The sequence below is a fragment of the Sphingomonas montanisoli genome (assembly GCF_008274695.1).
Classification (GTDB): Bacteria; Pseudomonadota; Alphaproteobacteria; order Sphingomonadales; family Sphingomonadaceae; genus Rhizorhabdus; species Rhizorhabdus montanisoli.
Genome location: NZ_VTOU01000005.1, coordinates 147,846 through 170,097 on the forward strand (window position 1 = coordinate 147,846; position 22,252 = coordinate 170,097).

A 22,252-nucleotide genomic window follows, 5' to 3' on the forward strand; every position below is an offset into this window, starting at 1 on the left:
TCAATCGGCCTGATAGATCGACTGGCCGAGCAGCGCGCGGCGGCGCAACCACAGGCTGGGGCGGTAGCGATCCGATCCGGTCGCTTCCTGCAGGCCCTGCATGATCTTGTACGTCTTGGCGACGCCGATCTTCTCCGCCCACTCAAGCGGGCCGGCCGGATAATTCTGCGCCAGCTTCATGCCCAGATCGATGTCGGCGGGCGAACCCACCCCGATCTGCGCCAGTTCGCTGCCGAGGTTTGCGATCATGCACAAGATACGCTGCAGCACGAAGCCCGCCGAATCCTTGATGACCTCGACGATGAAACCATGCCCGCGCAGCCACGCGGCCACCGGCTGCGCTGCCGCCGAACCGCCCGGGGCGGTCATCAGCGTCAGGTGCTTCTTGTCGACCGCCGTGAAGTCGATCGCGACCGTCTTCGTGGGATCGAGGCCGAGCCGCGCGCAGACCGTCGAGCAATCCTCACCCAGCGGCGCGATCAGGGTGGGGCCGTCACCGTCGACGAGGCCCAACTCCTTGAGCGCCGCGAAATCCTCCGACGCATCGCCGATCTTCGCGGCGAACGGACCGCCCTCGCCCACTTCCGGCGCGGGCGCGGCTTCCTTGGCCTCGTCCCCGTACTTGAAGAAGCCTTCGCCGGTCTTTCGACCGAACAGGCCGGCGTGGAACATGATCTCGTGCAGCGTCGTCGTCTTGAGACGCGGATCGTGCTGATAGCCCTGGTAAATGTAGGTCGTCGCTGGGAAGTTCACGTCGATGCCGGTCAGATCCATCAGCTCGAACGGCCCCATGCGGAAGCCAGCCCCGTCGCGCATGATGCGATCGACGGTGGCCGGATCGGCAACGCGTTCCTGCACGACAGCCAGACCTTCCTGCGTATAGGCGCGGCCCTGCAGGTTGACGAGGAAGCCAGGGCCGTCCTTCACCGTGACCGGCACCTTGCCGATCAGCTTCGACAGCGCCGTCGCGTCGTCGGCGACCTGCTGCGACGTGGCGGGCGCCACAATCACCTCGACTAGCTTCATCAGCGGCACGGGGTTGAAGAAGTGAAGGCCGCAGACGCGCGCCTTGTTCTTGCAGTTCGCCGCGATCGCCGCGACCGATAGCGAGGAGGTGTTGGTCGCCAGGATCGCATCGGCCGACACGATCTCCTCAAGCTGCGCGAACAGCTTCTGCTTAGGCTCCAGCCGCTCGATGATCGCTTCGACCACCGTCTCGCACGGCGCGAACTGGTTCAGGTCGGTCGCGAGCGTCAGCCGCGCTTCGGCTTCGGCGGTATAGCCTTCGGCCAGCTGACCCTTTTCGACCATGCGCGCGATGCGGCCGATAATGTCCTTGCCCGCCTTGGCGAGCGCATCGGCCGACAGATCGAACAGGACGACCTTGAGGCCGGCGGTGAGGCCGATCTGCGCGATGCCCGCGCCCATCGGGCCGGCGCCGACGACGCCGAGAGTGGTGGTTTCAGCCATGGATCAACGTCCCTTGAAGACGGGTTTACGCTTTTCGAGGAAGGCGGCGATGCCCTCGTCACGGTCCTCGGTGGTGAAGAGAAGCTGGAAGGTCTTGCGTTCGAGCGCGAGCGCGGTGTCGAGCGAGGCGTCGGGGCCGAGGCCCACCGCCTCCTTGATCGCCTGCACCGCCAGCGGCGGGAGCGCCGCGATCTTCGACGCGATCTTCAGCGCGTGCGGGATCACCTGATCGTCGGGCACAACTTCGGAAACGATGCCCATCGTATAGGCCACCTCGGCGGGGATCAGATCGCCGGTCAGCAAATAGCGCGACGCCTTGAACTTGCCGACCGCGCGGACCAGCCGCTGCGTGCCGCCCGCCCCCGGCATGATGCCGACCTTGACCTCGGGCAGACCGAATTTCGCGCCCTCACCCGCAATGATGATGTCGCAGTGGAAGGCGAGTTCCGAACCGCCGCCCAGCGCGAAGCCGTTGACCGCCGCGATCACCGGCTTGGTGCACGCCCGCAGCGCCACCCAGGCCGCGACCGACTCACGCGTCTGCGCGTCGCGCACGGTGCGCTTCTTGAGTTCGGTCAGGTCGGCGCCCGCCGCGAACGCCTTCTCGTCCCCGGTAATGACGATCGCGCGCACCGCCGGATCGAGGTTCAACTCATCGATATGCGCGGCAAGTTCGAGGCGGAGCGGAACGCTCAGCGCGTTCAACACTTCGGGCCGGTTGAGCTTCAGCAGCGCGACGCCTTCGATCGGCGTTTCCTTCAAGACTTCGGCCATATCCCTCTCCTCTTTTCCGAAATGTCGTCGTCACCAGCGCCGCTGGCTCAATTCCGCCCGCACAGCTTCTTTCATCGCGACGAGGCGGGGGCCGATATCGGCCTCCATCCGCTCGGGCGTGAACAAATAGGTCGGGGCCGAACAGGTGAAGCCGTGGACGGTACCGTCATTCTGCACCAGCACCGCACCCACGCCGTTGATCGCACGGTCATAAGTCCCTTCGAAGACGCAGTAGCCGCGTTCCTCGATCTGGGCGAAAGCACCTTCGAGCCGCGTCTTCGTCGCCGGCCAGTGATCCTCGCTCGCCCGCGCGATCGCATCCATCAGGACGGTGCGGTCTTTCTCGGGCAGGCCGGACAGATAGGCCGCGCCCATCGCCGACCGGTGGATCGGCACACGCGCGCCGGCATCGAGACTGAACGCCACGGTGCGGCTCCCACGCTCGACATCGAGATAGATCATCGTCAGCCGATCGCGCGCGCCCAGCGCCACCGAAGCATCGCTATATTCGGCGAGTTCCTTCATGTGCGGCATCGCGATCCGCCGGATGCCCGCCGCCGCGACGCAGGCCGCGCCCAGCGACAGCACCGACGGCGCGATCATGTAGCGCGACAGGCGCGGCAGATAATCGAGATAGCCGAGCGTCGTCAGCGTGTGTGTGATCCGCGAAACGGTCGCCTTGGGCAGCCCCGTCCGCTCGGCCAGTTCTTGATTGCCGAGCGGGCCGTCCTCGGGCGTGAAGGCGCGCAGCACCTCCAGCCCGCGGGCGAGCGCGGTCACGAACTGGCGATCGGTCTTCTCCTCTTCCGCACCGGGAAGGGCGAGAACCTTGCCGAATTCCTTGGCCACGCCCGCGCGTCTCCGCCCCGGCCCCGATCAGACCTTCAGGCCCGCCTCGCGCAGCAGCGCCTTGGCGATGATCGTCTGCTGGACCTGCGACGTGCCCTCGTAGATGCGCATCAGGCGGACGTCGCGATAGAAACGCTCGACCTTATATTCGGCCATATAGCCGGCGCCGCCGTGGATCTGCACAGCACGGTCCGCGACGCGGCCCAGCGCTTCCGATGCGAAATACTTCGTCGATGCGACGTCGGCCGAAACCTTCTCGCCCGCATCATACCGCTTGGCGACGTCCTGCGTCATCAGCCACGCGGCATAGGCCTCGGTGCGGCTGTCGGCGATCAGGCCCTGGATCAGCTGGAACTGGCCGATCGCCTGCCCGAACTGCTTGCGCTCGACCGCGTAATTGACGCTTTCCTGCACCAGACGATCGCACATGCCGCTCGACAGCGCCGACAGGTGGATGCGGCCGCGATCGAGAACCTTCATCGCGGTCTTGAAGCCGCGCTCGGGCACGCCGCCGATGATGTTTTCGGCCGGGATGATCACGTCGTCGAGGATGACGTCGCAAGTCATCGTGCCCTTCTGGCCCATCTTCTTGTCGAGCTTACCGAAGCTGATGCCCTTCGTACCTGCCGGCAGGATGAAGGCGGTGACGCCGGCGGCGCCCTTCACGTCGGGCTGGCTGCGCGCCATCAGCGTGAACATGCCCGCGCGCGGCGCATTGGTGATGAAGCGCTTGGTGCCGTTGACGCGATAGACGTCGCCCTCGCGGATCGCGGTGGTGGTGATCGACGCGGCATCCGAACCAGCGTTGGGCTCGGTCAGCGCGAAGCTGGCAAACATGCCCTCGGCGAGCTTGGGCAGCCATTCGCGCTTCTGCGCCTCGGTGCCATCCATGACGATGCCCTGGCTGCCGATGCCGACGGTGGTGCCGATGACCGAACGATAAGCAAAGCTGGTGCGGCCCAGTTCGTAGATGACCTGGATCTCTTCGGCCGAGGTGAGGCCCAGGCCACCATATTCTTCGGGCACGGTCAGGCCGAACAGGCCCAGATCGCGCATCTCGTTGATGATTTCCTGCGGCACCGCATCCTCATGCTCGACGCGATCCTCATTGGGGATCAGCCGTTCGTCGACAAAGCGGCGGACGGTTTCGCGGAGCATTGCAAAGGTTTCGGTGTCCATCATCGATCCAGTCTATGGGTGAGCCGGGAGTCGGATGGCGCTTGTAAAGGCTCGAACCCGAAAGCCAAGTCCAATTCTGCATTGCGGAATTATATTCCGCTGAATAAAAGAACTACCTGAATAACAGGAGAGCGATCGTGGCGGGGGTTTTGGACGGCATCCGGGTACTCGATTTCGGCCGTTATGTCGCCGGCCCTTATGGCGCGACCGTGCTCGCCGATTTCGGCGCCGACGTGATCCGGGTCGAGCGTCGCCAGGGCGGCGAGGACCGGCTTGTCGCCCCCATCACCGACGATGGCGAAGGATCGATCTTCCTCCAGATGAGCCGCAACAAACGCTCGGTCGCGATCGACACGCGCACGCCGGAATCGAAAGAGGTTCTACGCCGCCTGATCGAAAGCGCCGACGTGGTGATGGCGAACGTCCCCGACAGCGCGCTCGCCGGCATGGGCATCGATTATGAGACGCTGAAAAGCATCAAGCCCGACATCATCCTGTCGAACGTCTCATCCTTCGGCCCCATCGGCCCGTGGAAGGACAAGGGCGGCTTCGACTCGGTCGGCCAGGCGATGAGCGGTGGCGTGCATCTGACCGGCACGGCCGACCAGCCCTACCGCACCCCGATCAGCTGGGTCGATCACGCGACCGGCCTCTACGCCGCGATCGGCGTGATGATGGCCTTGTGGGAGCGCAACAAATCGGGGCGCGGGCAGCAGATCGACGGCAGCCTGCTTGGATCGGCGGTGTCGTTCTCGACCACCTATCTCGTCGAGCAGGCGGCGCTGGGCATCGATCGCACCGCGATCGGCAACCGCAGCTTTATCAACGGCCCGACCGACATCTACAAGACGACCGACGGCTGGATCGTCACGCAGGTCGTCTCCAACCCGCTGTTCAAGCGGTGGACCAAGCTGATGGGTGAGCCCGAATGGCTCGACGATCCGCGCTTCGCGAGCGACGGCACCCGCGGCGACAATGGCGATGTGCTGTCCGAACGCATGGGCCGATGGTGCGCCGAACGTACCAGCGACCAGGCGATCGGCGAACTCGGCGCCGCCGGCATCCCCGCCGCCCCGGTCCTGTCGCCGCGCGAAGTGCTGGATCATCCGCAGGTCGAGGCGATGGGGATGAAGCAGCACGTGCCCTATCCCGGCCTCGCCGACGGCGCGACCCTGTTCCGCATGCCGGTGAACCTGAGCGAAACCCCCGCCGACATCCGCACACCCCCGCCGACCCTGGGCCAGCACACAAGCGACGTGCTGACGGAGCTGGGCTTTTCGGCGGACGAGGTCGCAGCGCTGAAGGCGAGCGAGACGATCTGACGACTCGTGGCCCCGGCCTGCGCCGGGGCCACGAATCAGCCCGCCGCCGCGAGCGTCGCCTGCGCCAGCTTCAGGTGCGGCATGTCGATCATGCGCCCATCCAATCGCAGCGCGCCCACGCCGGGATTGGCGTCGAACGCCGCGACGATCGCCTTGGCGTGCTCGATCTCGGCCTCGCTCGGCGTGAAGGCGGCGTTGATGACCGGGATCTGCGATGGATGAATCGCCAGCATCCCCTGGAATCCGTCGCGGCGCGCGCGGCCGGCATAGGCCGTCAGCCCGTCGAGATCGGTGAACGCCGGATAGACCGTGTCGACCGGCTTAACCCCCGCGCCATGCGCCGCGAACAGCGTGAGCGATCGGATCAACTGGAAGGGCGGCGTGTGGATACCGTCCTCGCGGTTCGCCGTCGCGCCGACGCCGACCGCCATGTCCTCGCCGCCCCAGCTCAGGCCGATCAGCAGATCCTTGAACAGCGCATAATCGCCCAAAGTGAAGACCGCAGCGGGCGTCTCGCAGGTGATCAGCAGCGCCTTCTTGTTCATCCGGCGCAGATAGGGCGCGATGATGTCCATCGTCACCCGCCCCTCGGCCTTGGGCACCATGATGGCGTCGGCGTCGGCCGCTGCCGCCATATCCTCCTCAACCATGCCCAGATCGACCGGGTTGATGCGGACGAACAGAGGCACCGGACGATCGGTCTTCGCCTTCAGAAATTCGGCGACCATGCCGCGCGCGGCGGGCTTGCTGTCCGGGGCGACCGCATCCTCGAGATCGAGGATCAGTGCGTCGGCGCCGACGCCCAACGCCTTTTCCATCCGGTCGGGCCGGTCCCCCGGCACGAACAGCATCGAACGCAGGCGCATGTGAAATCCCTTCGAAATCAGGCCGGATAGACGCGGGACAGGAACTCTATGGTCGCGCCCGCGAAGTCGGTGTTGGCGTCTCCGGCGACCATATGCCGCGCGCCGCTCACCTCGACAATCTCCGCTGTGGGGACGAGGCGACGAAACTGTTCGACGCCTTCGTCCGACACGATCTCGCTATCCGATCCGCGCACCATCAATGTGGGCACGTCGATGGCGCGTGCGGCATCGTCGAGCCGCGCCTGCATCGCATCGATATCCGGGCGGTGGCCCGGCCGCGGATTGATGAACGCAGGATCCCAGTGCCACACCAGCCGCCCGTCCTCGCGTTCGCGCAGGTTCCGACGCAGCCCCTCGACGCTCTTGGGCCGCGGCCGGTGCGGCAGGTAGCGCGACACCGCGTCGGCCGCCTCCTCGACCGTCGCAAAGCCTTCGGGATTCGCGCCCATGAAGCCCTGGATCGCCGATCCGCCCTCGCGCTTGATGTGCGGGGTGATGTCGACGAGGACGAGCGCGGAGGCGATCGCATGAGCCGCCTCCCCGATCGCCACCATCGACGTCAGCCCGCCCAGCGACGCGCCGATCAAGGCGGGCCGCCCCTCGACCTGATCGAGCACCGCCCGCAGATCGCCGACGAACACGTCCATTCCATAGCCCTCGGGTGACCACGCGCTTTCGCCGTGGCCCCGCGCGTCGAGCGTGATCGCGCGGTAGCCCTGGTCGGCGAACATCGCGGCGGTGCGCCACCACGAACCGCGGGTCTGCCCCGCGCCGTGAAGCATCACCACCGGCCTGCCCGTGCCCACGATGTCGGCGGCGATTTTCGCGCCACCGACACCTTCGAAGTTATGGACCGCCATAGAGTTAGCTCTAATCCCTTACTCGGCCCGCTCGAAGATTGCAGCGAGGCCCTGCCCACCGCCGATGCACATCGTTTCGAGGCCATAGCGCGAATTGCGACGCTTCATCTCGCGCAGCAAGGTCGCGAGAATGCGGCCGCCGGTCGCGCCGACCGGGTGGCCCAGCGAGATACCCGAACCGTTGACGTTGAAACGATCGAAGTCCGACTTGGCGAAACTCCAGTCGCGCGTGCAGGCCAGCACCTGCGAAGCGAAGGCTTCGTTGAGTTCGATCAGGTCGAGGTCGCTCAGCTTCAACCCCGCATTGTCGAGCGCCTTCTGCGTCGCCGGCACCGGGCCGATGCCCATCCGGCTCGGCTCGACGCCCGCAATGCCCCACGACACCAGCTTGCCGAACACCTTGAGGCCGTACTTGTCGACCGCCTCGCGCGACGCGACGATCGCGACCGACGCGCCGTCATTCTGGCCCGACGCATTGCCGGCGGTGACGGTGGCTTCGGGGTCCTTGGCGAGCATCGGCTTGAGCCGCGCCAGCGCCTCGACCGTGGTGTCGGCGCGGGGATGCTCGTCAGTGTCGATGACCACGTCGCCTTTCTTGGTCTTGAGCGTGATCGGTACGATCTCCTCGGCGAAGGCGCCCGACTGCTGCGCCTTGACCGCATTCTGGTGCGATCGCACCGCGAACTCATCCTGCTCCAGACGCGAGATCGCGTGATCCTTGCGCAGATTCTCGGCGGTTTCGATCATGCCGCCGGGCACCGGATAGTGGATGCCGCCCGCCGTCACGCGGCCACGGGCAAGCGCATCGTGGAAGACGGCGGCGCTGCCCTTGATGCCCCAACGCTGCTCGGTCGAATAGAAAGGCGCATTGCTCATCGATTCGGCGCCACCCGCCAGCACAACATCCGAAGCGCCGCTCGACACCTGCAGCGCGGCATAGATCAGCGCCTGCAGGCCCGAACCGCAGCGGCGATCGAGCTGGAGCCCGCCCACTGTGATCGGCAACCCGGCATCGAGCGCGACGACGCGGCCAAGCGCCGGCGCATCCATCGACGGATAGCATTGCGCGAACAGCACATCGTCGACCGCCTCACCCGGAAGCCCGGTCCGCTCCATCAGCGCCTTGACCACCGCAGCACCCAGAAAATGCGCGCTGACGTCCTTGTACATGCCGCCGAAGCGACCGACCGGCGTGCGCAGCGGTTCGCAGATGAAGGCTTCTCTGAACTGCATCGTGAATCTCTTCCCTTCCGATTTGAGATAACTCTATATACGAAACCAACTCGCGGAAAAGTTGGATATAGGAGAGCGTGCTTGGCCGACGTTTTGATCGAGACGGTCGAGGATCGCGTGGCGACCCTCACGCTCAACCGGCCCGACAGCCTCAATGCGCTCGACACTGGGCTGATGCGCGAATTGCTCGCCGCCGTCCGGCGCGTGAGTGAAGACGACAAGATCGGTGCCGTGGTGCTGACCGGCGCGGGCAAGGGCTTCTGCGCGGGCGGCGACGTCAAGGCGATCGGCAAGGCCTCGGCGGATCGTGTCGCGGGCACCGCACCGAAGGTTTCGACCACCGAAAGCCGGGTGCGCTGGCTGCGTCGCTCGGTCGAGGCGTCGCGCATCCTCCACGAAATGCCCAAGCCGACGATCGCGATGATCAACGGCGCGTGCGCGGGCGCGGGCCTCAGCCTGGCCGCCGCGTGCGATTTCCGCTTCGCCGGCACCGGCGCCAAGTTCCGCGCCGCCTTCACCACCGGCGGCATGCCGGGCGATTATGGCGGCAGTTGGCTGTGGACCCACATTCTCGGTCCCTCCAAGGCGCGCCAGCTTTACCTGATCGATGAGAAGCGCAGCGCCGAACAGGCGCTCGGCTTCGGGCTGGTCGATCGGGTTTACGACGATGCGGAACTGGTCGAGCAGACGATGGCGGTCGCCCGCATATTGGCGGCATTGCCGGGGCAAGGCGTGGCTTATGCCAAGGCCAATCTCAACGCGGCGCTGACCGAAGGTTTCGCCGCCTCGCTCGATCGGGAGTCGCTCAACATGATGCTCGCGCGCAACGCGCTGGTGGAGGCCCGCAAGGCCGCAGAAGCCGCCAAGGCTGCGGAGGCGTCGGCGTGAGCAAAGCCATGACGATCCCGCACGCCGCGCTCGAAGCGGCGGCGATCTGGCCCGACGTGATGGGCGTGATCGACAATGACAAGCGCCTGACCTTCGCCGAACTTGCGCAGGCCATGAAGCAGGCGGCGGGCGCCTTCGTCGCGGCGGGGCTCCAGCCCGGTGAACGCGTCGCGATCTGGGCGTCCAACTCGCTCGAATGGATCGTCGCCTGCCTCGGCCTGCAGGCGGCGGGCGGTGTGCTGGTGCCGCTCAACACGCGCTTCCGGGGCGCCGAGGTCGACTATATCCTGCGCCGTTCGAACACCGTCATGGCGGTCGCGGCCACCGAGTTTCTCGACACCCGCTATGCCGAGGTGATCGAGGGCCTTGCCATCCCGCACATGCGGCGCGTGATCCACATCGGCGCGGACGATCCGAAAGGCTGGGATGCGTTCCTGGCCGAAGCCACCCCCGCCAGCATTGCCGAGGGCGAGGCGCGCACCGCCGCGCTGACCGGCGATACGGTGTGCGACATCATGTTCACCAGCGGCACGACCGGCGATCCCAAGGGCGTGCTGGCGACGCACGCACAGGTTGTCGAGACCGCGCGCCTGTGGGCGAAGGCGACCACGCTGACGGCGGGCGATCGCTTCATGGTTCTGTGGCCCTTCTTCCACTGCTCGGGCTACAAGGCGGCCTGGGTCGTCTGCCTCACGGTCGGCGCGGGGATCGTACCCGAAGCGACGCTCGACGTGCCGAGCCTCGTCGACAAGGTCGAGCGCGAGCAGGTGACGTTCCTGCCCGGCCCCCCCACCCTCTTCACCACGCTGCTCAACGCGAAGGAATTCGATCCGAAGCGCGTCGCCTCGATCCGTGTCGCGGTGACGGGCGCCGCCTCGGTCGCGCCGTCGATGATCACCGCGATGAACGAGGTGCTGGGCATCCCGACCGTGCTGACCGGCTACGGCCTGACCGAGTGCAACGGCACCGCGACCATGTCGAAGGCCGGCGATCCGCCCGAAACGATCGTCAATTCGTGCGGCAGTGCGATCGACGGGATCGAGCTCAAGATCATCGATGCCGACGGCAACCCCCTTCCCCCGGGTGAGGCGGGCGAGGTGATGATCCGCGGCATGAACGTGATGCTCGGCTATCTCGACGATCCCAAGGCGACCGAGGAGGCGATCGATCCCGACGGTTGGCTCCATTCGGGCGACATCGGCATCCTCGACGAAGCCGGCTATCTGCGCATCACCGATCGCAAGAAGGACATCTTCATCGTCGGCGGGTTCAACTGCTACCCCGCCGAGATCGAGAAGATGCTGCTCGCGCATCCCGCGATCCTGCAGGTCGCCGTCACCGGCATTCCCGACGAGCGCATGGGCGAGGTCGGCCGTGCCTTCGTCGTTCTCAAGCCAGGCACTGAACTGGACGAAAAGACGCTGATCGCGTGGAGCCGCGAGCATATGGCGAACTTCAAGGTGCCCCGCTCGGTCATATTCTCGGATGAATTGCCAACCAATGCGACCGGCAAGGTGCAGAAGTTCAAGTTGCCGGCATGAGGCATATCGACGCGGCACCGACAGACGAGTTCGGCTGGGTGCCGCAGGATTTCACGCCACCGCACGGCTTCGTCCACCTGCCCGGCCCCGGCAAATTCATAGGCCGATCCGCCGATTATTTCATCCGGCGGCAGGATGACGGAAACCACTCGCTCGGCACGCTGATCTGCGAAGGCCAGTCGAACACGCAGGGGTTCGCGCATGGCGGCTTCCTGATGACCTTCGCCGATTTTGCGATGACGATCATCACGATGGGCATCACGATCAACCTGACCGCCGACTTCATCCGCCCGGTGAAGGTCGGCGAATGGATCGAGGCGCAGGTCGTCACCCGCAAGCGCACCGCCAACCTGATCTTCGCCGACGCGATGGCCACCACCAACGGCCGCGAGGTTTTGCGTATGAGCGGGGTATTCAAGCCGGTTCCAAACAGAGCGCCATAAACGACGGAAAACAGGCGCCATCCACAGATATAAGCGGAGGATGCCATGAGAGGATTGAAGGGCAAGCGTTTCATCATCGGCGGCGGCGCGACCGGCATGGGATCGCGGCTGGCCGTGCGCCTGATCGACGAAGGCGCGCAGGTGCTGGTGGGCGACATCAACCTGCCCGCGCTCGACACTCTGAAGGCCGAGCGCGGCGCGATCCTGACGCAGCATTATGACCTCGCCGACGAACAATCGGCCGAAAAGCTCGTCTCCGCCGCCGTCGAAGCATTTGGCGGGCTGGACGGCATCGCGATCACCGGCGCCGATCTGTCCAAGGCGACGATGGGCAACGATCATCCTGTCCCCGACATGGATGTCGCGATCTGGGAGCGGACCAATCGCGTCAACCTGATCGGCCCCGCCGTACTGATCCGCGCGGCGATCCCGCATCTGAAGGCGGCCGGCGGCGGATCGATCGCGGCGGTTTCCTCGGGGTCGGCGTTCAACGGCATGCCCGCGCTTCCCGCTTATGCCGCGTCGAAGGCGGGACTTCAGGCGCTGATCCGCCACGTCGCGCGGCTGGTGGGCAAGGCGAATATCCGCTGCAACGGCGTCTCCCCCGGCCTCGTCGAAACCCCCGGCGCGATGGTCAACCTGACGCCGGACATGCGCGCCCGCGCGCTGGCCGATACGCCCCTGCCCCGCTTCGGCCAGCCGGAAGACATTGCGTCGATGCTTGCCTTCCTCCTCTCCGACGATGCCGAATGGATCACGGGCCAGACCTTCGCGGTCAATGGCGGCGCGGGCTTCCGCGACTAAGCGATCCTAAGGGGAGAGAGACGATGATCCGGCGCTTCTACATCATGCCGCTGCGCTATGGCGTTGATGACACGCAGGTCGAGGAGTTCCGCAAGGGCTTCGACGATACCGATCGCTTCCTGCCCGGCCTCGTCGATTCCGCGGCGGGCCTCGATTATGACAGCGACACCGTCATCTGGGAAAACAACTTCGTCGACGAGGCGGCCTATACCGGCCCTTATATGCTGCACGCCTATCACGCGCAGATGCTCGACAATTATCTGATGGCCGACAGTCCCGAATGCATCACGCAGGACATCTACGCCACCCGCTACACCTTCGATACGCCCGCCACTCCGCACATCGAAAAGGGCATACGCCGCATCGTGCTGATGAAGGTCGCCGAAGGATCGGATGCCTCTGCGATCGCGGATATGGTCGCGAAGGGCGAAGGCATGGCCTCCTCGGTTCTGGGTGAGGACAATGTCGGCTGGGTCTCGTTCAAGGGCCGCCCCTGGACGCATATCTGGGAACAGACCTTCGCCGATGAAGAACAGCTCGACGCTTTTCTGCGCAGCCGCGACGGCATCGCCACGTCGAGCAGTGAAGGCTTTGCGCGCCTCGGCCTCCCGCTCGAAAAGCTCAAGATCTTCACCTACGACTTCGCGCTCAAATCCGATGCCGCACCCCGACCGATGCCCGAAGACGCCGTCCCGACCTTCCTGACCTACACCGCGCGGGTCGCGGCCAAGGACGCCGACGCCTTCATCGCCGCGATGGTGGCGGATTATGATCCGTTCATGGCCGAAAACGGCGCGCCTCTGCTCCAGCGCTGGCGCACCGTCGACGATACCGGCGACTATGCCGATATCCTGTCCAGCTGGTCGCTCGCCTCGATCGCGGCGTTCAATCCGATGCGCTTCGCCACCCATGCCGATCCGCGCTGGCTGCGTTTCGTGCAGGATGCGATGCCGATGGTTGTCGGGGGCACGCGCCGCTTCTATCGCACGGCCTGATGAACCCACCGGAACAGGATCATGGCCTCGGCCTGCGCAGCATGATGCTCGCGCTGTCGGGCTATGGCCTGTTCGCGATCAGCGACGGCATCGCCAAGCTCGTGACCGGCCATTATCCGGGCACTGCGCTCGCCTGCCTGCGCCATCTGTTCGCCGCGGTCGGGATCGCGATCATCCTGTGGCTCCGCGAAGGGCGCGCGGGCTTCACCTTCCCCTTGTGGCGAATGCAGCTTGCACGCGGCGCGGCGATCGCGCTCAGCACCGTCTCGGTCTTCGTCGGCCTGCGCTACATGCCGCTCGCCGCCTCCACGATGATCCAGTTCGCAAGCCCGCTGATGCTCGTGATGATCTCGGCCCTGTTCCTCGGCGAACGCGCGCCGCGCGTCACCTGGCCCGCCTCGCTCCTCGCGATCATTGGCATCGCCCTGGTCATCAAGCCCGAATTGTCCAACGTCGGCTGGGCGGGGCTGTGGCCGCTCGTCAGCGCCTTGTGCCTCGCCTTCCTGGTCCTGTTCAACCGTATGGCGGTGGGCCATGCCAGCGCCCTCCAGATGCAGCTGCTCGGATCGGGCTGCGCCCTGCCCTTCACGCTGATCGCCGCGTTGGTGGGTGACGTTTCGGGGGCGGAGGGGCTGCAACTGGCGTGGCCCAGCCTCGGCATCGTCCTGACGGCCTGCGCCATCGCGGTGGTCGCGACGGGCGGGCAGATCCTGTTGTTCATGGCGACCGAGCGGACGAGCGCCGCCCACATCGCGCCGTTCATGTATTTCCAGATGCTCGTCGCGATCGGCTTCGGTGTGCTGGTGTTCGGCACGTGGCCCGATGCGCTGGCAATGCTCGGCGCGTCGCTGATCATCGCGGCGGGCCTGCTGCTATGGCATAACAGCCGCCGCCCCGCGCTGGCGGGCGCGATCGCGGAATCGTCGCACGTCTGACCACCTGTCGCACGCGCCAAAGGATATGCGCGTCCGCGATAAGCCCCGGAGTTGCCCGACGTGGCCGACAAGCCCAACGTCCACCTCAAATAGAGGAGCAGGATCATGGCCACCCAGTTGAAGCCCACCGCGCGCGATCTCGTTGCCGGTATCAAGATCATCGATACCGACACGCATCTGAGCGAACCGCACGATCTGTGGACGAGCCGCGCCCCCGCCAACCTCAAGAACCTCGTCCCCCGCGTTGATCTGTTCGAGGGCAAGCCCACCTGGATCATCGGTGAGGGCAAGCAGCTGTCGGGCATCGGCGCCAGCCCGATCTCGGTGATCAAGAAGGACGGCAGCAAGTCGCGCTCGCTCGAATTCTTCGACTGGCAGATTGGCGACGTTCATGCCGGCGCGCACAGCGTCAAGGAACGACTCGAGGTGATGGACGAAGCGGGCATCCACGCCCAGATCGTCTATCCCAACGTCCTCGGCTTCGGCGGACAGCGCGGCTGGGACGCCGAAGAGAATATCCGCATCGCCAGCATCGAAATCTACAACGATGCGATGGCCGATATGCTGCACGAATCGAAGCAGCGCATCTACGGCATGGCTTTGCTCCCCTGGTGGGACGTGAAGCGTTCGGTCGCCGAGGTCGAGCGCGCCAAGAAGATGGGCCTGCGCGGCGTCATCATCAATTCGGATCCGCAGAATAACGGCCTGCCCGACCTGGCCGAACGCCACTGGGATCCGCTGTGGGAGGCGTGCGTCGCCAACGACATGCCGATCAACTTCCACATCGGCGCGTCGGAAAGCTCATCGGCGTGGTTCGGCAGCAGCTTCTGGCCCTCCGAGCCGCACGACATCCGCTTCGCGATCGGATCGTCGATGCTGTTCTTCGGCAATGCCCGCGTGATGGCGAACATCATCCTGTCGGGCATTCTCGATCGCTATCCAACGATCAAGTTCGTGTCGGTCGAAAGCGGGATCGGCTGGATCCCCTTCCTGCTCGAAACGCTCGAATATCAGCTCCACGAAAATGCGACGACCAAGACCTTCTCGCTGACGCCGGAGGAATATTTCCGCCGCAATATCTACGGCTGCTTCTGGTTCGAACGGAAAAACATGTCCGCCACGGTGCGCCAGTGCGGGGTCGACAACGTCATGTTCGAAACCGACTTCCCGCACCCGACTTGCCTCTACCCCGAGCCGCTCGAACATGCGGCATCGGGCCTGGCGCAGCTGACCTTCGAGGAGCGCGAGAAGATCCTCAGCACCAACGCCTCGAAGCTCTACAACATCCCGCTTTGATCCGGATCAGGCGTCCGCAAACTCGACCTTGCGGACGCCTGCCGCCGGCCCGTCGGCAGGCTTGCCGGCAAAGCATTGCGCCACCTCCATCCACGCGCGGGCGCCTGCGCCGGTCACGACCAGATCGGTGTCGTCGACATGCCGGCGCTGCGTGACGACCAGCGCGAAATCCTCGGCCGGCCCGACGATGCTCTCGACACCATCGGGGGTCCATTCCCACACCGCACCCGATGGCGCGGTCAGCGTCACGCGCGGCGGCGCGGGGCGATCGAGGCCGCGATTGCGGAACGACCAGCCCTGCGTCCGCACCCCCAGATCGCAGATCGCACGGATGCGGTCGTGCGACGGACGGCGGACGCGGAACAGATCATAGATGTCCTGCCCGTGCGCCCACACCTCCATCTGGCGTGCGGCGGCAAAGGAGGCGACACCCATTTCCGGCCCGAACCACGGCATACGCGTCTCGGCATCCGACGCGGCGAAGCGCGTCAGCACCTCCTCATAGGTCGCGCGCCATGCGGCAAGCTGCTCGGCGGGCGTGAGATGGCCGAAACGCTGGCGCATCTCCTGGCTCAGTTCGATCCCCTGTGCCTGCCCCGCGCGTACCGTCTTGAACAGCTCGGCAAACTCGGCGGCGTCGCGCATCGCGATCAGGCCGAACAGGTCGACCTGGTGGAGATGCATCACCTCATCGGCGACGGTCCAATCGTAGAAGACGGTGTGTTTGGCCCAATCGGCATCGGGCAAGGTTGCCAGATAGTCGGCCAGCTCGTCATATTCCGCCCGCAAATCCGCCACCAACGCCCTCATGCTCCACCCCTTTTGCTTGCTCTGTATTTCCGAAGCTGCCCCATCGGCGCGAGCGCGCGCTTCGCCTGCGCAAAGCCCGGCTTGCCCAAATCCTGTTCGAAGTTGACGATCGCCACTCCGCACGTCGCCGCGAACCGCGCGAACATCCACGGATAGGCGCCGGCATGGATACGGCGCCCCTTGGCGAAATGGACGACGCGCGATCCGTCTGCATTGGTCCCGGCCAGCAGGAACGCTGCCGGCGCCCTCGCCCCCGTCGTCACCAGCAGCCCGTCGAGCCCCAGCGCCTCGCGCCGCGCCAGCGCCTCGCGGCAGGCATCGAGATCGGTCGCGTCCGGATCGCGCCCGACATCGGCGAGCCAGCCGTCGAGCACTACCCGCGCGGCCGCAAGGTTGGCGTCGCTCAGCGGCTCCGCGATCGGCGCCTGTTCGGCCTCGAAAGCGCGCGCCTGCGCCCGCTTTGCCTTCGCGCCGCCGAGCTGCGCCAGCGTCTCGGCGCGATAGACATAGTCGGCATCGTCGTCGTTCCAGCGCACGTCGTAACCCGCCTGCGCCAGCGCATCATCGGCCAACGGGTAAAGGCAGTCGACACAATCGAGCAGCCGCGCCGCGCTCTCCGCATCGATCGGCACCAGCGGCATCGCATGCCGCACCCCATCATAGGTACGGCCGATCAGGTGCGGCAGGTCGCCGTCGACGAAGCGATAATCGTGCCGATCGCGGAACAGCCAGAGGTTCGCAAAGCCATATTCGGACAAAGGCGATCGCAATAGCGCGATCAGCGCCTCGATCCTCTCGCGCATATCGAGCGAGAGCGGGAGGCCGAGACCGCCGCCAGCGACGGCCTCGCCGCCCATTAGCGTGCCGGAAGCGCCATCGGATCGGACTGGAAGCCGCCGCTGCCCATGTCGTCCTGCATCCATTCGACGACGATCGTCGAGCAGCGCCGCGTGGCGAGCGACGCCATCTCCTCATCCCCGCTCAGGATCGCGGCGACCATCTGGTTGCGGTGCAGGCGATATTGCTCGATCCGGTCCGGGCGGTGCGCATAGACGTCGTCGGTGCCGCTGACGCGCGCCGCCAGATCATAGGTGATGTTCAGGAACAGTTCGAGCAGCAGGTTGCCGCTCGCCCGCCCGATCAACCGACCCAGTTCACGCTCGGTCTTGAGGAAGGTGAGGTAATCATTCGCCCCGCCCTGCTCGTCGAGCGCGCGTTCCTTGTCGAGAAACGCGCTTAGCGCGGCGAGCGCTTCAGGATCACGGTTGCGTGCCGCAAGCTGCGCGAGTTCGTGGCGGATCGGCTCGACCGCGCGCACCAGTTCGCGCAGCTTGGCGTCATGCGCCTCCAGATAGATGGCGGCGATCCGCGCGACCGTGATGCTGCTGGGGCGCGAGGTGAAGTAACCACCGTTCACGCCCCGCTTGATCTCGATCAGATGTTCCTGCGCGACCAGTGCCGCCGCCTGGCGCAGCGTCGGGCGGCTGACGCCCAGCCGCGTCATCAGCTCGTCCTCGGACCCGACCAGCCGCCCTTCGTCACGCTTCATCGCCATATCGCGCAATGCGCGGGCGGCCTGATCGACGGCGGACGTTTTGGGCTCTTTGGGACGGGACATTCGGGCTCCTGACGATGGGACTTGCCACGTTATAATATTATGGCCAAAGCGCAAAAGAGTAATCTCAAATGGGGTCGTTGCCTTGAGCCTATCCGGAAAGACGCTGTTCATCACGGGCGCCAGCCGGGGCATCGGGCTTGCGATTGCCCTACGCGCCGCACGCGACGGAGCCAATATCGTCGTAGCCGCTAAGACGACCGAAGCGCACAAGCACCTGCCCGGCACGATCTATTCAGCAGCCGAGGACATCAAGAAAGCGGGCGGGCAGGCGCTGCCGATCGTTGTCGACGTGCGGCACGAGGACAGCGTTCAGGCCGCGATCGACGCGGCGGTCGCGCGTTTCGGCGGGATCGACATCCTGGTCAACAATGCCTCGGCGATCTCCAAGACCGGGGTCGAAGATACCGAAATGAAGCGGTGGGATCTGATGAATCAGGTCAATACGCGCGGCACCTTCCTCTGTTCAAAGGCGGCGATCCCGCATCTGAGGAAGGCGGCGAATCCGCACGTCCTGACGCTCTCCCCGCCGCTCAACCTCGATCCCAAGTGGTTTGCGGGGCACGTAGCCTACACGATCACCAAATATTCGATGTCGATGGCGATGCTGGGCATGGCCGAAGAATATCGCGAGGCGGGAATCGCCTTCAACTGCCTGTGGCCTCGCGTCGGCATTGCCACCTCCGCGATCGAGTTCGCGGTCGGCAATTCAGACGAGATGCGCAAGTGCCGCAAGCCCGAGATCATGTCGGACGCCGCCTATGCGATCTTCAACAAACCCGCGCGCTTATGCACCGGCAACTTCTTCATCGACGACACCTTCCTCTACGAAGAAGGCGTGCGCGATTTCACGACGTACAAGAATGATCCGACGTCGAAGGAATGGCGCGTGGGCATGTTCCTGCCCGATGGCGACGTGGCGCCCGAAGGGTCGCTCTGATCTTCTAGTCCCTTCCCCGCAGGGGAAGGATTCATTGCGCCATCGCTCGGTAACCGCTGCGCATGGCATCGCCCATCCGCTTGACCAGTTCGACCCGGCTCATCGCCTTCATCTCGCCAGCCCGCACCTCGTCACGCGGATTGGCGAAGAAGCGGGGGAGCCACTGGCCCGCCATCTGGCGGAACAGATGCGACGCCGCATCCTCGGGCGTTTGCGGCACCGGCACGCCTTCGGGAAGGTTCGCGGGTGTCCGCGTCTCTGCGAACAACGTGCCCTTCTTGCGCTGCTGCTTGATGAAATTCGGCGTATAGGTCGATCCGACCATCAATGTCGCGGCATCGACGCCGTGATCGGCCAACTCGTCCCACAGACCTTCACCCAGGATCATTTCATAGGCTTTTGCTGCACCGTAGCTGACATAGGAATAGATGCCCTGCTCGGCCGCGAGCGACGAGCACAGCACGATCCCGCCTCTGCCGCGCGCGACCATTTGCCGCCCGAAATGGTGAACCAGCAGGCTCGGCCCGGTGCAGTTCACCGCGATGTTATAGTGATGCTCGGCGATATCCTGATCGAGGAAGGTGCCGTGCGGTTCGGCGGCGCAATTGTAGATCATCAGGCCGATCGCCACGTCGTGCAGCGCCGCCTCGATCGTCTCGACGATATGAGGATCGCCGCAATCGGCCGCGATCGCGCGGGTTTCGACGCCATATTCGGCGGCGATGTCTTCGGCTGCCATTCGTAACAGTTCCGGCCGCCGTGCGACCATCGCGACCTTCATGCCGTGTGCCGCCGCCTGCGCCGCGATCGCGCGACCCAGCCCCTCCGATGCGCCGAGGACCAGCGCCCATTCGCCGTAGCGTTCGGTGAAGTCGGTCATGTCAGCGCGATCACGTACAGCGCGATTGCCGCGAAGAAGGCGCCGAACCACGTGAGCGACCGCAGGCCCGCCCAATTGCCCAGATAACAGCCGATGTAGAGCAGGCGAAACACCAGCCAGACGCTCGCCGCCAGATCGATATGGCCCGGAGGCGCGGCGCGCAGCGTTGCGAGCAGCACACCCACCGCGAAGAACGGAAATGCCTCATAGCTGTTGGCGTGCGCCGCGTGCGCCCGCTGGCGCAGCGGATCGGGAAAGCTCGCCGGATTGCGCGGATCGGCATTGTCATAGGCCTTGGTCGACTTCGCGATCGCGACCGAGATGATCGGCAGGAGGCCGCCGACGAGCAATATCCAATGGGCGATCGTCGGCTGCATCACGTGGCTTCCCCTGTCCTATCTGGCCCGATGCTCCGTAGGCTTCGGGCTCTCGGGCAACTTTACCGGACCATGGGCCTTCGACGCCACCAGGATCGTGGCGGTCGCACGGATATTCTCGATCCCGCGCTGGTTGGTACCGCGCAGCGCCACCTCGATCTTCGGCCCCAGTTTCTCGTCGACCGAAACTTCGGTGATCTCGCCCGTCATCCAGGTCACGTCGCCGATATAGTTGAAGCGGCGGAATTCGAACTTGATGCGGTGGATGAAGCTGTCGTCACCCGCGAAATTAGTCAGGAAGTTGGAGATGTGGAACTGCCGCACCGGGCCGATGTCGTACATCATCCGCACGCCCACCTTGTCGGCCAGTTCCTTGTCCCAATGGACGCGCTGCACCGTATCCCAGGCGTTATATTCGTCGCGGCTGTAGAAACCGCGCAGCTTCTTGCGATTCTCGTACGCCAGACGATTCGGCCAGTTGCCGTAGATCAGCCAGCCCGCGCCCATGTGCAGGTTGATCAGATCGGTGACCGTCAGCGGCCCCTTGACCATCCTGGGCAATTCCTGCCCGACCGTGCAGTCCTCCAGATACAACGTATCGGCCCCGCGGCGATATTCGGCGTCATAGGCTGCCTCGATCTCGGCGAGTTGCTCATCGGTGTAGGAAGCCGGCTCTTCCTTGGCATATTTCGCCTTGGCGTCGCCGCTCTTCTTCTTGCGTTCGGCGTGGATGAACCAGTCGACGCCGTCGACCAGCACCTTGTCATTCTGGTCCCACAGACACAGCCCGTTGGTGACGATAACGGAACGACCCGAAAATTCCGACGGCTTGTCCTCGACCGCTTTCACGAAGCGCGAGCGATAGAGCTTCGTGCCCTCCATGATCGGAGCGTAATAAAAATTCTCGCCGCCCGAATGAAATAGCTGAATACCACGCAACGCCTTCGACGTGATCTTCGCTTCTTCCGGGTCCATCACCGGATTGCGATTGATCCCCATCGACTTTTCGAAGGCCGGCGGCGCGATCACGCCGCCCCAGCGCGTGCCCTTCGCATAGTCCGGATCGACGAACATCGGATTGTCGTCGCCGATGCAGATCGCGAAGCGGCGCACTGCATCGTCGGTGCAGCTGAGGTTCCAGGGCTCGTCAATGGCACCGGTGCGCAGTGTAGGGTTCGGGAAGCCGATCCGTCGCCGCATCAGGTCCACCGACTCGTCAGTGATCATGTTCCGCAACAGGCCGTCGTCCGCCATAACTTGTCCCCTCAGGCGGTTCTGTCTGAAACCGCTCTAGCGCAATTGAGTAATATCTTTTATCGCGATATCCGCTACGGCGCGGCCCAACAAGGGGCAAATCGAGGGAGATGCCGACGTGCACGTCTATGAGGGTTACGAGACGATAAAGGTCACTCGCGAGGGCAAGATCGTCACGATCACGCTCAATCGCCCCGAAGTGATGAATGCCACCAACCCCCAGATGCACCAGGAACTGGAGCGCGCCTTTCCTGAGATCGGCCGCGATCCCGACTGCAATGTCGTGATCCTGACCGGCGAAGGCCGCTGCTTCTCGGCGGGCGGCGACATCGTCGACATGCGCGACCGGCTCGACGATCATGTCCGCTGGCTCGAAGCGATGCGCGAAGCGCGCGCGATCCTCTATAACGTCGTCGATCTGCCGCAGCCTTTGATCTGCAAGGTCAACGGCGCCGCGACCGGCCTGGGTTCGACGCTTGCTCTGTTCAGTGACATCATCGTCGCGAAGGACACCGCGAAAATCGCCGACACCCACGTCAATGTCGGCCTGGTGGCGGGCGATGGCGGTGCGGTGATCTGGCCCGCAATCATCGGCCATGCGCGCGCCAAGCTCTATCTGCTCACCGGCAAGCCGATCACCGGTAAGGAAGCCGCCGAAATCGGCCTGATCACCGAAGCCGTCCCCGCCGAAGCGCTCGACGCGCGCGTGCAGGAGATTGCGGAGACGATCGCCGCGCTGCCCGCGGTCGCGGTGAAGCTGACCAAGAAGTCGATCAACATGGACCTGCGCCAGAAGCTCGACACGATGATCGAGGCGCATCTCGGCTACGAAACGATGTCGCACCTCTCGCTCGACCATCGCGAGGCGATCAACGCCTTCGCCGACAAACGCACGCCGGTCTTCACCGGCAAGTAAGCGCC

Annotated in this window: 23 protein-coding genes; 10 read left to right on the forward strand and 13 right to left on the reverse strand. The window is 65.0% G+C overall.

From position 1 onward, the window contains the following. Genes FYJ91_RS18995 through FYJ91_RS19010 form a run of 4 tightly spaced genes read right to left on the reverse strand, consistent with a single transcriptional unit; the run spans position 1 to position 4,272 of the window. A complete protein-coding gene (locus FYJ91_RS18995) occupies positions 1 to 1,470 on the reverse strand; it encodes a 3-hydroxyacyl-CoA dehydrogenase (RefSeq protein ID WP_149523901.1) in 1,470 nt (489 codons plus the stop codon). Between the two features lie 3 nt (positions 1,471 to 1,473). Continuing rightward, on the reverse strand, positions 1,474 to 2,244 hold the full coding sequence (locus FYJ91_RS19000) for an enoyl-CoA hydratase-related protein (RefSeq protein ID WP_149523902.1): 771 nt from the start codon (positions 2,242 to 2,244) through the stop codon (positions 1,474 to 1,476). A 30-nt stretch (positions 2,245 to 2,274) separates the two neighbouring features. Further along, positions 2,275 to 3,093, reverse strand: coding sequence for an IclR family transcriptional regulator (locus FYJ91_RS19005; RefSeq protein WP_149523903.1), 819 nt, complete (start codon positions 3,091 to 3,093; stop codon positions 2,275 to 2,277). Positions 3,094 to 3,120: 27 nt separating this feature from the next. Then, entirely contained in the window at positions 3,121 to 4,272 is a 1,152-nt protein-coding gene (locus FYJ91_RS19010) for an acyl-CoA dehydrogenase family protein (RefSeq protein WP_149523959.1), read from the reverse strand. A gap of 137 nt (positions 4,273 to 4,409) precedes the next feature. On the opposite strand from FYJ91_RS19010, the gene FYJ91_RS19015 reads away from it, so the two are divergent. Further along, complete coding sequence (locus tag FYJ91_RS19015; RefSeq protein WP_149523904.1) at positions 4,410 to 5,594, forward strand: CaiB/BaiF CoA transferase family protein; 1,185 nt, start codon at positions 4,410 to 4,412, stop codon at positions 5,592 to 5,594. A gap of 35 nt (positions 5,595 to 5,629) precedes the next feature. Here the strand turns inward: FYJ91_RS19015 and FYJ91_RS19020 are convergent, their stop codons facing one another. The 3 genes from FYJ91_RS19020 to FYJ91_RS19030 are packed head-to-tail and all read right to left on the reverse strand — an operon-like array spanning position 5,630 to position 8,553. Further along, positions 5,630 to 6,460: an HpcH/HpaI aldolase/citrate lyase family protein gene (locus tag FYJ91_RS19020; protein WP_149523905.1), complete on the reverse strand. Its 831-nt coding sequence runs from the start codon at positions 6,458 to 6,460 to the stop codon at positions 5,630 to 5,632. Between the two features lie 17 nt (positions 6,461 to 6,477). Next, positions 6,478 to 7,320 carry an alpha/beta fold hydrolase gene (locus FYJ91_RS19025; RefSeq protein ID WP_149523906.1) on the reverse strand — a complete coding sequence of 281 codons (843 nt, stop codon included), beginning with the start codon at positions 7,318 to 7,320 and terminating at the stop codon, positions 6,478 to 6,480. 18 nt (positions 7,321 to 7,338) lie between these two features. After that, positions 7,339 to 8,553, reverse strand: a complete 1,215-nt coding sequence (locus FYJ91_RS19030; RefSeq protein ID WP_149523907.1) for an acetyl-CoA C-acetyltransferase — start codon at positions 8,551 to 8,553, stop codon at positions 7,339 to 7,341. 81 nt (positions 8,554 to 8,634) lie between these two features. Here FYJ91_RS19030 and FYJ91_RS19035 point away from each other — a divergent pair, with 81 nt between their 5' ends. The 7 genes from FYJ91_RS19035 to FYJ91_RS19065 all read left to right on the forward strand — a co-directional run bounded on the left by FYJ91_RS19035 (position 8,635) and on the right by FYJ91_RS19065 (position 15,455). Then, positions 8,635 to 9,441, forward strand: coding sequence for an enoyl-CoA hydratase/isomerase family protein (locus tag FYJ91_RS19035; protein ID WP_181008593.1), 807 nt, complete (start codon positions 8,635 to 8,637; stop codon positions 9,439 to 9,441). Beyond that, positions 9,438 to 10,982, forward strand: a complete 1,545-nt coding sequence (locus tag FYJ91_RS19040) for a FadD3 family acyl-CoA ligase (protein WP_246152747.1) — start codon at positions 9,438 to 9,440, stop codon at positions 10,980 to 10,982. Before FYJ91_RS19035 ends, FYJ91_RS19040 begins: the two co-directional genes overlap by 4 nt. Continuing rightward, positions 10,979 to 11,425, forward strand: a complete 447-nt coding sequence (locus tag FYJ91_RS19045) for a PaaI family thioesterase (RefSeq protein WP_149523909.1) — start codon at positions 10,979 to 10,981, stop codon at positions 11,423 to 11,425. Before FYJ91_RS19040 ends, FYJ91_RS19045 begins: the two co-directional genes overlap by 4 nt. A gap of 45 nt (positions 11,426 to 11,470) precedes the next feature. Next, positions 11,471 to 12,229 (forward strand): SDR family NAD(P)-dependent oxidoreductase, encoded by a 759-nt coding sequence (locus tag FYJ91_RS19050; protein WP_149523910.1) that lies wholly within the window; start codon positions 11,471 to 11,473, stop codon positions 12,227 to 12,229. Positions 12,230 to 12,252: 23 nt separating this feature from the next. Then, positions 12,253 to 13,224: an antibiotic biosynthesis monooxygenase family protein gene (locus FYJ91_RS19055; protein WP_149523911.1), complete on the forward strand. Its 972-nt coding sequence runs from the start codon at positions 12,253 to 12,255 to the stop codon at positions 13,222 to 13,224. Then, on the forward strand, positions 13,224 to 14,159 hold the full coding sequence (locus FYJ91_RS19060) for a DMT family transporter (RefSeq protein WP_149523912.1): 936 nt from the start codon (positions 13,224 to 13,226) through the stop codon (positions 14,157 to 14,159). The genes FYJ91_RS19055 and FYJ91_RS19060 overlap by 1 nt, the downstream gene beginning before the upstream one ends. Positions 14,160 to 14,264: 105 nt before the next feature. Further along, positions 14,265 to 15,455 (forward strand): amidohydrolase family protein, encoded by a 1,191-nt coding sequence (locus FYJ91_RS19065; RefSeq protein ID WP_149523913.1) that lies wholly within the window; start codon positions 14,265 to 14,267, stop codon positions 15,453 to 15,455. A 6-nt stretch (positions 15,456 to 15,461) separates the two neighbouring features. Here the strand turns inward: FYJ91_RS19065 and FYJ91_RS19070 are convergent, their stop codons facing one another. Genes FYJ91_RS19070 through FYJ91_RS19080 form a run of 3 tightly spaced genes read right to left on the reverse strand, consistent with a single transcriptional unit; the run spans position 15,462 to position 17,883 of the window. Then, the gene (locus tag FYJ91_RS19070; protein ID WP_149523914.1) at positions 15,462 to 16,265 is read right to left on the reverse strand and encodes a TIGR03084 family metal-binding protein; all 804 of its coding nucleotides are present in this window, start codon (positions 16,263 to 16,265) and stop codon (positions 15,462 to 15,464) included. After that, the gene (locus tag FYJ91_RS19075) at positions 16,262 to 17,122 is read right to left on the reverse strand and encodes a phosphatidylglycerol lysyltransferase domain-containing protein (RefSeq protein ID WP_181008594.1); all 861 of its coding nucleotides are present in this window, start codon (positions 17,120 to 17,122) and stop codon (positions 16,262 to 16,264) included. The genes FYJ91_RS19070 and FYJ91_RS19075 overlap by 4 nt, the downstream gene beginning before the upstream one ends. Further along, entirely contained in the window at positions 17,122 to 17,883 is a 762-nt protein-coding gene (locus tag FYJ91_RS19080) for a FadR/GntR family transcriptional regulator (RefSeq protein ID WP_181008595.1), read from the reverse strand. Before FYJ91_RS19080 ends, FYJ91_RS19075 begins: the two co-directional genes overlap by 1 nt. A gap of 82 nt (positions 17,884 to 17,965) precedes the next feature. Between FYJ91_RS19080 and FYJ91_RS19085 the strand changes: the two genes are divergently transcribed. After that, positions 17,966 to 18,820 carry an SDR family oxidoreductase gene (locus tag FYJ91_RS19085; RefSeq protein ID WP_149523917.1) on the forward strand — a complete coding sequence of 285 codons (855 nt, stop codon included), beginning with the start codon at positions 17,966 to 17,968 and terminating at the stop codon, positions 18,818 to 18,820. A gap of 31 nt (positions 18,821 to 18,851) precedes the next feature. On the opposite strand, the gene FYJ91_RS19090 is transcribed toward FYJ91_RS19085, so the two are convergent. From FYJ91_RS19090 to FYJ91_RS19100, 3 genes are read right to left on the reverse strand one after another with little or no spacing between them, the layout of a single operon-like run. Continuing rightward, positions 18,852 to 19,700, reverse strand: coding sequence for an SDR family NAD(P)-dependent oxidoreductase (locus FYJ91_RS19090; RefSeq protein ID WP_149523918.1), 849 nt, complete (start codon positions 19,698 to 19,700; stop codon positions 18,852 to 18,854). Beyond that, positions 19,697 to 20,077, reverse strand: a complete 381-nt coding sequence (locus tag FYJ91_RS19095; RefSeq protein ID WP_246152753.1) for an MAPEG family protein — start codon at positions 20,075 to 20,077, stop codon at positions 19,697 to 19,699. The genes FYJ91_RS19090 and FYJ91_RS19095 overlap by 4 nt, the downstream gene beginning before the upstream one ends. An 18-nt stretch (positions 20,078 to 20,095) precedes the next feature. Beyond that, positions 20,096 to 21,331, reverse strand: a complete 1,236-nt coding sequence (locus FYJ91_RS19100) for an FAS1-like dehydratase domain-containing protein (RefSeq protein ID WP_149523920.1) — start codon at positions 21,329 to 21,331, stop codon at positions 20,096 to 20,098. Positions 21,332 to 21,449: 118 nt separating this feature from the next. Here FYJ91_RS19100 and FYJ91_RS19105 point away from each other — a divergent pair, with 118 nt between their 5' ends. After that, positions 21,450 to 22,247 (forward strand): enoyl-CoA hydratase/isomerase family protein, encoded by a 798-nt coding sequence (locus FYJ91_RS19105; protein WP_246152748.1) that lies wholly within the window; start codon positions 21,450 to 21,452, stop codon positions 22,245 to 22,247. Positions 22,248 to 22,252 lie beyond the last annotated feature (5 nt).